This is a genomic window from Spirulina sp. CS-785/01 (assembly GCF_028330525.1).
In the GTDB taxonomy this organism is placed as follows: Bacteria; Cyanobacteriota; Cyanobacteriia; order Cyanobacteriales; family Spirulinaceae; genus JAQMSD01.
In genome coordinates this window covers 1-7990 of the sequence record NZ_JAQMSD010000261.1, presented here as the reverse complement: position 1 = coordinate 7990, position 7990 = coordinate 1, and the positions used below count along the sequence as shown (strand labels likewise).

Sequence of the window (7990 nt, the reverse complement as noted above, 5' to 3'; positions counted from 1 at the left end):
TTTCTGGAATTGAGGGTAGCCTTTTTTCCCAGGAATCCCTTTTTTGCAGTTATTATAAAATCTGGCAATGGCAGAATAAGCTCTCTCAATAGATGCTTGGCACGCGCTAGAATTTAAGGTTTTAGCAAAAGGAAACTCATCTCTAAGTACCTTGCTGAGACGATACAAGTCTTTTTGTCCAACTCCTAAATTGTCCATCCTGGCATCGAATTGCTTTATTGCGGATGAATTGAACCGTTCGGATGGCCTCATCAATGGCACTGTATTGAGTTGGTTTTCCTTTAGCCTTGAACTCTAAGACGAGCATTTTACGTGAGATAAACCTACACAAAATTATCATACCATCAAGTCGCCCTAAAAGGGCGAGGCTTTAGACCCATTATTTTTGGTAAGATTTTGGTGGGATTTACTTTTGTGATGCCCTCATCCCAGCTTAATGTCCGTGAATGGTGTTTGCGGGTATTGACTTGATAAATGGTCTGCTGGTCAAAATCTACCCCTGTTAACCAACCACTTTGGCGATGATAGGCCCCCGTGTCAATATCTAACCAACCGGCCCCCATAGCTAATTTTCCTGGCATCACTCCAGGAATAGTGAAGGTGATGGTATGTCCCGTAATAATTAATTTATCCTCAAAATAGGGCTGGGGCATACAGTGAAATTCATCTCGAATCCAACAAAAATGTTCTGAGGTTTGTTCGCTGATGGGAAGTTGGGGATCAACTCCCGCATGAACTAACCAAACATCCCCTAAATCTAAATGGGTGGGGAGATGGCGTATCCAGTCTAAGTGTTTTCGTGCAATGCCTGGCGTTCCATAACTTTTTAACGTCGCGTGGCCTCCACTGTAAAGCCACGATTGGCGGATATATTCGGGGATATTCTCCTGGCCCATCACTTCTAGGAGCATTTGTTCATGATTGCCCAAAATACTCTGATAGGAGCTATTCATGACAAAATCGATCACTTGCGCACTTTGCGGCCCACGATCAATTAAATCGCCGACAAAGTAAACTTGATCCTTTGCTCCCGGTGCGATCGCATCGAGTAGCATCATCAAGGCTTCGTAGTGACCATGGACATCGCCAATAAAGATTCGACGGGACATTGCTGTTTTATCAAACTCCTAGATGAGCGATCGATTCCTTCACGTTTCTTTCTAGCACGTTTCTTTCTAGTATGACGGATTTTCCCTAATCTTGCTGTTCCGCATCTCCCTCTGGAGGGATACAGGCTTGAGGATCAGCATTCCGCATCCCCTATCCCCATCTTCTCAAGAAAGAGGCTCAATACCTCATCAGTATAAAAAAATGTTAAAAACTGGGCAACTTTGTAGAAAACCCCTGAAAATCAAACTTGAAGAAAAGGTCGAGTGTTGTCTTTCCCTCAATAACACATTAGGGTAAGAAAGCCTAAGACCAATCTATCAAAATACAGTCTTGGTTAGATCGGGCTTGCAAGACAACAGACTTCCCCAGACGCTGGGGCAAATCTTTGATTTGTCGGGGGAGTATGTCAAAATGTGCGTTTAGCATAGTTGCTATAAACCAGCAATCGTCCCCCTGTAGAGAAGGAGTGTTGAGTTCATTGGAGACTCATAAGGAAAAAATCCTCGTTGTCGATGATGAAGCGAGCATCCGCCGTATCCTAGAAACTCGGCTTTCTATGATCGGTTACGATGTTGTAACGGCAGCCGATGGAGAAGAAGCAATTGAAACGTTTCATGAGAATGAACCGGACTTAGTGGTTCTTGATGTGATGATGCCCAAATTAGATGGGTATGGCGTATGTCAGGAACTGCGCAAGGAATCCGATATTCCGATTATCATGTTGACGGCTCTCGGTGATGTTGCCGATCGCATTACTGGGTTAGAATTAGGCGCGGATGACTATGTGGTCAAGCCGTTTTCCCCCAAGGAACTCGAAGCGAGAATTCGCTCGGTGTTACGACGGGTGGATAAAGAGGCCGGTTCCGGGATTCCCAGTTCTGGGGTGATCCAAATTGCCTCGATCAAGATTGACACCAATCGGCGACAAGTCTATAAAGGCGATGAACGCATCCGCTTGACGGGGATGGAGTTCAGCTTATTGGAGTTATTGGTGAGTCGCTCTGGAGAGGCCTTTTCTCGCTCGGAGATTCTTCAAGAGGTGTGGGGATATACCCCTGAACGTCATGTGGATACCCGTGTGGTTGATGTACATATTTCCCGTCTGCGGGCAAAGTTGGAAGATGACCCCAGTAACCCAGAGTTAATTCTCACCGCACGGGGAACAGGGTATTTATTCCAGCGTATTCTTGAACCCGGAGAGGAGTAAATTGGGTTGTGGGTCATTCGTTCAAGAGGACGAGTGGCTCATGATTGATGCAGGATAGAGAGTATAATGGCTCAAGCTGATCCCAATCGAGTATTACGCTTGTTACCCCTTGTGGCTGGCACATTGGGGGGAGTTCTGCTGCTGATTAATCGCAGTGTCACGGAGAATCTAACGGGGACTCAATCCCGTTCGGATGTGTTGGGGGTTCTTCTGAGTGCTTTGTTAATTTTAGTGGGATTGCTCTGGCAACAAGTCCAACCGCGCTCCCCCGATGCAGTAGAGTTGGAGGGGACGCAACAGTTTGATCTCGCGGAGGATATACCGGATGAGGTGCGCAAAGAGTTGGCCTGGGCTAGTCATTTGTTGTTGACAAATACTGTAACTAAGGCAATTGTGGCTTATTATGGCGATCGCCTGTTACTCCGACGGGGGATTTTGCCAGAGAAACAAGAAGTGAGTTTTGGTGCGATCGCTAAACGAGTCATCGAAAAGCAAAAACCCGTTTATTTAGTCGATTTAAAAGTCTATCCCGGCAAAATAGAATTTGATTATCTCCCCCTTAACACACAAGGCGTAATTTGTCAACCCCTAGGCGAACAAGGAATCTTAGTCTTAGGTGCAAACGCTCCCCGCAGTTACACCAAACAAGACGAACGCTGGATCACCGGAATTGCGGAAAAGTTATCTGATACTCTTGCAGTGAATTTATAATTTGTCGTTTGTTGTTTGTATAACGCCTGAGCATTTAATTCTTCATTTTAAAAAATATTAAACGGATCACGTCTTGGGGGTTGTAAGTCAATTTCGCAACGAGAATTGGGGGTTTCAGTATTGCACCAGTAAACCGCTAAACATTGGGGTTGACGGTTAAACACTCGTAATTCATAATCGTATTCTCGCGCAATAGTCCCAAATTTATTGACAAAACTATATTGAGCTAAATAGTCCATTTGTCCCCAAAGTTGGCGATTTACAATTAAATCAATACGTTTTTGTTCAGGATAAGCCAACCAATTTTGTAAAAGTTTATCCCGTCCAAACTGGGTTTGCGCCCACCATAAACTCGGTGTTGTTAACCCCATTTGTGAAATAGTTTGTTCAGTAATTAATTTACCTTGATTAATTAACTCTTGTTGGGTTTCTTCTTGTAAATGACTCGGATCAATTTGGCAACTTTCTAGGGTTAATTTTAATAACTCCCCAACCCGTGAGCCACTCTCCGCGGCAGGTTCAGACTCAATTGGTGTAGAATCATTCTCTCCATTATCGGTGTCTTGCGCCAAACTAACAGTCGGCCAAGAAACCATTAACGCAATCATTAAAACAGAACTCAACATTCTCATCATAATTGTTAATTGCTAAGCTGTTGTGCATTTAAATTGGTATGTGATAGGAGGGAACAGGGAACAGGGAACAGGGATTAGAGTATTTTTTTGCTCCCTTGAAGACACCCAGTTTAAAAGGGTTTTACCTTAATTGTTAAGTGTCCCAAAGACGACGACGTGGTTTACCATTGAGACGTTGATGGGTGTCTTGTAATAAACGGGGAATGTCTAAATTTTCGGGACAACGGGGGAGACAGTCACCACATTCCGTACAGCGTGATCCTTTGCGGCCCCAAAACCAATGGCCCGCATTCTCAAACATCCCGTAACGATATTCCCCAAACCCCTGCATCTCGTAGCTTACGGCTAAATTTCGTAAACGCAAGACTTCGGGAATATTAATCACTTCTGGACAGGGTAAACATTGGTAACACTGACGACAGTGATCCCCCTGTAATTGTTCCATCATACGTCCCTCTAAACGCTCCATAACCGCCTTTTCTGTCTCATCGAGGGGTTGAGTCCGATTGGCGAGTTGGAGTGGGGTAGAAAGCTCCTCTGGGGTTGCTGCACCCATGCTGAGGGTAGTAATGCGAGGATCAGCGAGTAAAAAACGATAATTAAATTCTAGGGGGGTGAGGGGAGAACAAAGTTGTTTCAGGGGGTTGGGGGGGTTATAGAGTTGGCCTCCTTTATCTGCGGGGGAGATAATAAAAACCCCCATGTCTTTTTCTGCGGCCAAAGTGAGTGCAGGTTCATTGTGTTGGAAAAAATAGTAATAGTGGAGGTTAATGAACTCAAATAAATCAGTTTCTATGGCGGCTAGAATGACCTCTAGGGGGGCGTGAGTGGAGAAGCCGAGGTGATGTATCTTTTTTGAAGCGATCGCGCCTTCTAAAGCCTTTCTACACCCCTCTGGCCGCGTCACCCACTCCAGATGTTCCCACGTATTAATCCCATGCAACGCCAAACCATCAATATAATCCAGTTGTAATCGCTGTAAAGACTCCTCAATCCACCCCTCCATCGTCGCAGCATCGGGAGTTGGCGGTAATTTAGTCGTAATATAGAGATGATCCCGTCGAAGCGAGAGACGAGACAACGTTTCCCCTAAATAAACCTCACTTTTCCCATACCCTCTCGCCGTTTCCAAATGATTAATCCCCCCAGACACCGCAGTCTGCACCACCTGTTCAAACTGCGAAAGACCACTTAAACAGCGCATTGTCCCCAAAGAAAAAACCGACAAGGGCAAATCCGTCTTCCCAAAGCGTCGGTAGGTCATTTTGTTGTTATTTGTTCTTTGTTCTTGGTTTTGGGTGCTTGGTTTTGGGTTAGGGTTAACCTCTAGTAGGGGATTTACTCGACTTTTTTTGACATTATGCCACAAAACCATACTTATAGCCATCCTTACGATGAATCACCTTTGAGACATAAGAGAGTGAAGTTCCTAATCTTTTTCGCTCTTTTGGATAAATCTCGCATCTTCCGGCTGATAGCTGAATGCTTACCCATTATCCATTATTTTAAGATATTTTAAGATATTTTAAGACTCACTCTCCTGCCGATGATCCCGTTGAGTGAAATCCCCTGGGCTGAGATTGGAGATAAAATCGCGGAAGGCTTTGCGTTCTTCCTCATCGGCATCTCGATCAACCGGGATAGACGCATCGGCAATCACTTCCTCCATCACCCAGATCGGGCTATTCGTCCGGAGGGCAATAGCGATCGCATCACTAGGCCGACAATCAATTTCTTTATGTTCCTCTCCTCTGGTCAAGCACAAAATGGCGTAAAACGTATTATCTTGTAACGCATGAATAATCACCTTCGTGAGAACCATCTCCCACGTTTGTAACAAAGACCCAAAGAGATCATGAGTAAGGGGACGAGGGGGTTTTTGGTTTTCTAAAGCCCCAATAATCGCTTTTGCTTGATCTTGCCCAATATAAATGGGAAGGGCGCGGCGATCAGAACCATCTTTAAGTAACACAATTGGGCTGCGCGTGACGGCATCAAGAGCAATGCCAGCAACTTTCATTTCAATCATGGGCTTGTGTCTCTTAGGATCGACATCGAACAGAGGCAAGGGCAAACTGCCACAATAAACAAAACCAGACTAGGCGTAATCTACGAATACTGTTTTCTGTTTGAAAATAGAGCCATAACCTTACTTTAGCTCTAAATTCTCGTTCTGAGTGGGATTGATCAAAATCATTATATTTTGTCCCCTTTCACCAGTATGCCCTAGATTGGGGATCGGGGGATCGTTGATTTCCCAAGGGAAAGCCCCTTTTTCGGACTGGTCCGCAAATCTTACAGAAATCGTTAATAATCCAGAAACACAACTCATGTTCACCGGAATTATTCAATCTATCGGCAAGATACAGCCTCAAGGTAATGATCGCTTTCAGGTTTCTTTAGTTCCCTCAGCCGACCCGGCAATTTTGTCCGATATTGCCCTAGGGGATAGTATTGCGGTGGATGGAGTCTGTTTAACCGTAGAAACCATTTTGGCACGGGGATTTGTGGCCACGGCCTCCCCGGAAACCCTAGCGAGAACCACCCTAGGCCGCAGTAGTGAAACCGGGGGGTCTGTGAATTTAGAAGCCTCCCTGCGGGTGGGGAGTAAAATTGGCGGGCATTTTGTCACCGGCCATGTGGATGGGGTGGGGTGTTTACAGGAGACGGTACAGACCGACCGGGCCTGGGAATTAGTCTTCTCGCCTGTCCCCACGCTAAAATCCGAGTGGGATCGCCACATTGCCCGCTATTTAGTCTCCAAAGGCAGTATTACCGTCAATGGTATTAGTTTAACTGTGGCGGCCTGTGACTCCCATTGGTTCAAAGTGGCCGTTATCCCCGTTACCTACAAAGAAACGAACCTCCACACCCTCTCCGTAGGGGACTGGGTGAACTTAGAGGGGGATATCTTAGGCAAATATGTAGAACGATTTGTGGGTCATTCCCCTAAAACAGAAAATGACCCAACAGAAATTAGCCTGACGTTTTTGGCACAACACGGGTACGGTTAGTCTGAGTGCGGTCTATTTCGGCCAACTCCTCAAAGTCGCTGAAAAAGAGCGTCCCCGTCCCTAAAACAATTTCGCCCAAGGTGTCTAAGTCATCGAGGGGGAAATTCCAATCGGTCATGCCAATTTTTACCTCCTCCTCTGCCATTTCCTGTTCCATTTGTTCCAACATGGCCGTCATTGCCCATTCTAAATGGGGGCCTGCGTCCACAGGAATCCATCCCTCGGCCATATTATGTCGCCATTCAAAATGTAAATGGGCCCCGGTGGAATTGCCTGTACTGCCCACTAAACCAATCACTTGGCCTTGTTCTACCCATTGACCGGGTTCAACTAAAATTTGCTTGAGGTGGGCATATCGGGATTCTTGGGTGCTTTCTTCGTGACGGAGAACCACCATATTGCCGTACCCCCCCACATAATCCGCAATAGCCACTTCTCCCTGAAAGGCCGCCAATACAGGAGTCCCCAGAGGGGCTGCAATATCGGTCCCTGTGTGCATCCGCCAATCCCCAAAAATTGGGTGTATTCGCCAACCAAAGGCCGAGGTAATTTGGGCTGCAACGGGTAAGGGGAATAATAAAGCACGGTTGCCATTATTAGGGTAGGCCATGCGATCGAGGCCATACTCTTGAACCTTTGTTTTAATCTCAGAAAACCGTTCCCCTAACTGACGTTTTAACGCCACCATTTCTTGGGGAGAGGGGACTGGAACAGCCTTTAAATGAGTTGTACCAGAACGAGAACGAGAAGTCCTGGCAGAAGTGGGGGCAGCACTGGCAATTCGCGTATTCGAGCGAGATTGCCCGGTTGGGTTAGAACGAGTGACCACATTTTGATTCTCTCTACTGGGTTTAGAGGGCTGAGTCGCTACGGTGGTGCTACAACTGCCACTGGCCAAGCGTCCATTGCGCACCACAGTACGACATCCCGTTTGCCGTTCATTTAAGACGACTGTGGGACGTTCACTTGTGCCGTTATTGGCAGTGGTTCGGGAGGGGGACTCATTGGGTTGATTATTGTCTGCTGTCCGGGGATTAAAGTGATTACTGGGATCAACATATTGATTGGTCGCTCGTCTTCTGGACTCACTGGGATGATGATCAATGAGATGATCGGGAATTTTTCCTGTTTGTTGGTCGGGGACTGTCACCGTGGGGGGAGTGATGTTGGGTTGACTGGGTTGGGCTACGGGACGGTTAGGACGAGGACTGGGTTGAGGACGGGCTACAGGTTGCGAGGGACTGGGTTGGGGACTCGCTACAGGTTGCGAGGGACGGGGTTGAGGACGGGCTACGGGTTGTGAGGGGGTTGGG

General features: G+C 46.6%; 8 protein-coding genes and 1 pseudogene. 3 read left to right on the top strand and 6 right to left on the bottom strand.

Translation table 11 applies throughout. The features are described from left to right. Positions 1 to 307 (bottom strand): annotated as a pseudogene (locus PN462_RS23605) (hypothetical protein); the annotation flags it as partial. Between the two features lie 37 nt (positions 308 to 344). Then, positions 345 to 1109 carry a metallophosphoesterase family protein gene (locus PN462_RS17120; RefSeq protein ID WP_272130037.1) on the bottom strand — a complete coding sequence of 255 codons (765 nt, stop codon included), beginning with the start codon at positions 1107 to 1109 and terminating at the stop codon, positions 345 to 347. A 479-nt stretch (positions 1110 to 1588) separates the two neighbouring features. Between PN462_RS17120 and rpaB the strand changes: the two genes are divergently transcribed. Together rpaB and PN462_RS17110 are read left to right on the top strand one after the other, a co-directional pair. Next, positions 1589 to 2317, top strand: a complete 729-nt coding sequence (gene rpaB, locus PN462_RS17115) for a response regulator transcription factor RpaB (RefSeq protein WP_272130038.1) — start codon at positions 1589 to 1591, stop codon at positions 2315 to 2317. Positions 2318 to 2383: 66 nt separating this feature from the next. Next, positions 2384 to 3028 (top strand): cofactor assembly of complex C subunit B, encoded by a 645-nt coding sequence (locus PN462_RS17110; protein WP_272130036.1) that lies wholly within the window; start codon positions 2384 to 2386, stop codon positions 3026 to 3028. 47 nt (positions 3029 to 3075) lie between these two features. On the opposite strand, the gene PN462_RS17105 is transcribed toward PN462_RS17110, so the two are convergent. The 3 genes from PN462_RS17105 to PN462_RS17095 all read right to left on the bottom strand — a co-directional run bounded on the left by PN462_RS17105 (position 3076) and on the right by PN462_RS17095 (position 5692). After that, complete coding sequence (locus PN462_RS17105; protein ID WP_272130035.1) at positions 3076 to 3654, bottom strand: hypothetical protein; 579 nt, start codon at positions 3652 to 3654, stop codon at positions 3076 to 3078. 142 nt (positions 3655 to 3796) lie between these two features. Continuing rightward, positions 3797 to 4927, bottom strand: a complete 1131-nt coding sequence (locus PN462_RS17100) for an aldo/keto reductase (protein ID WP_272130034.1) — start codon at positions 4925 to 4927, stop codon at positions 3797 to 3799. Between the two features lie 261 nt (positions 4928 to 5188). Beyond that, a complete protein-coding gene (locus PN462_RS17095; protein ID WP_272130033.1) occupies positions 5189 to 5692 on the bottom strand; it encodes a bifunctional nuclease family protein in 504 nt (167 codons plus the stop codon). Positions 5693 to 5993: 301 nt separating this feature from the next. Between PN462_RS17095 and ribE the strand changes: the two genes are divergently transcribed. Beyond that, positions 5994 to 6677 (top strand): riboflavin synthase, encoded by a 684-nt coding sequence (gene ribE / locus PN462_RS17090; RefSeq protein WP_272130032.1) that lies wholly within the window; start codon positions 5994 to 5996, stop codon positions 6675 to 6677. Here the strand turns inward: ribE and PN462_RS17085 are convergent. Next, on the bottom strand, positions 6640 to 7990 hold a 1351-nt coding region (locus PN462_RS17085; RefSeq protein ID WP_272130031.1), incomplete at its 5' end, for a M23 family metallopeptidase. The genes ribE and PN462_RS17085 overlap by 38 nt on opposite strands.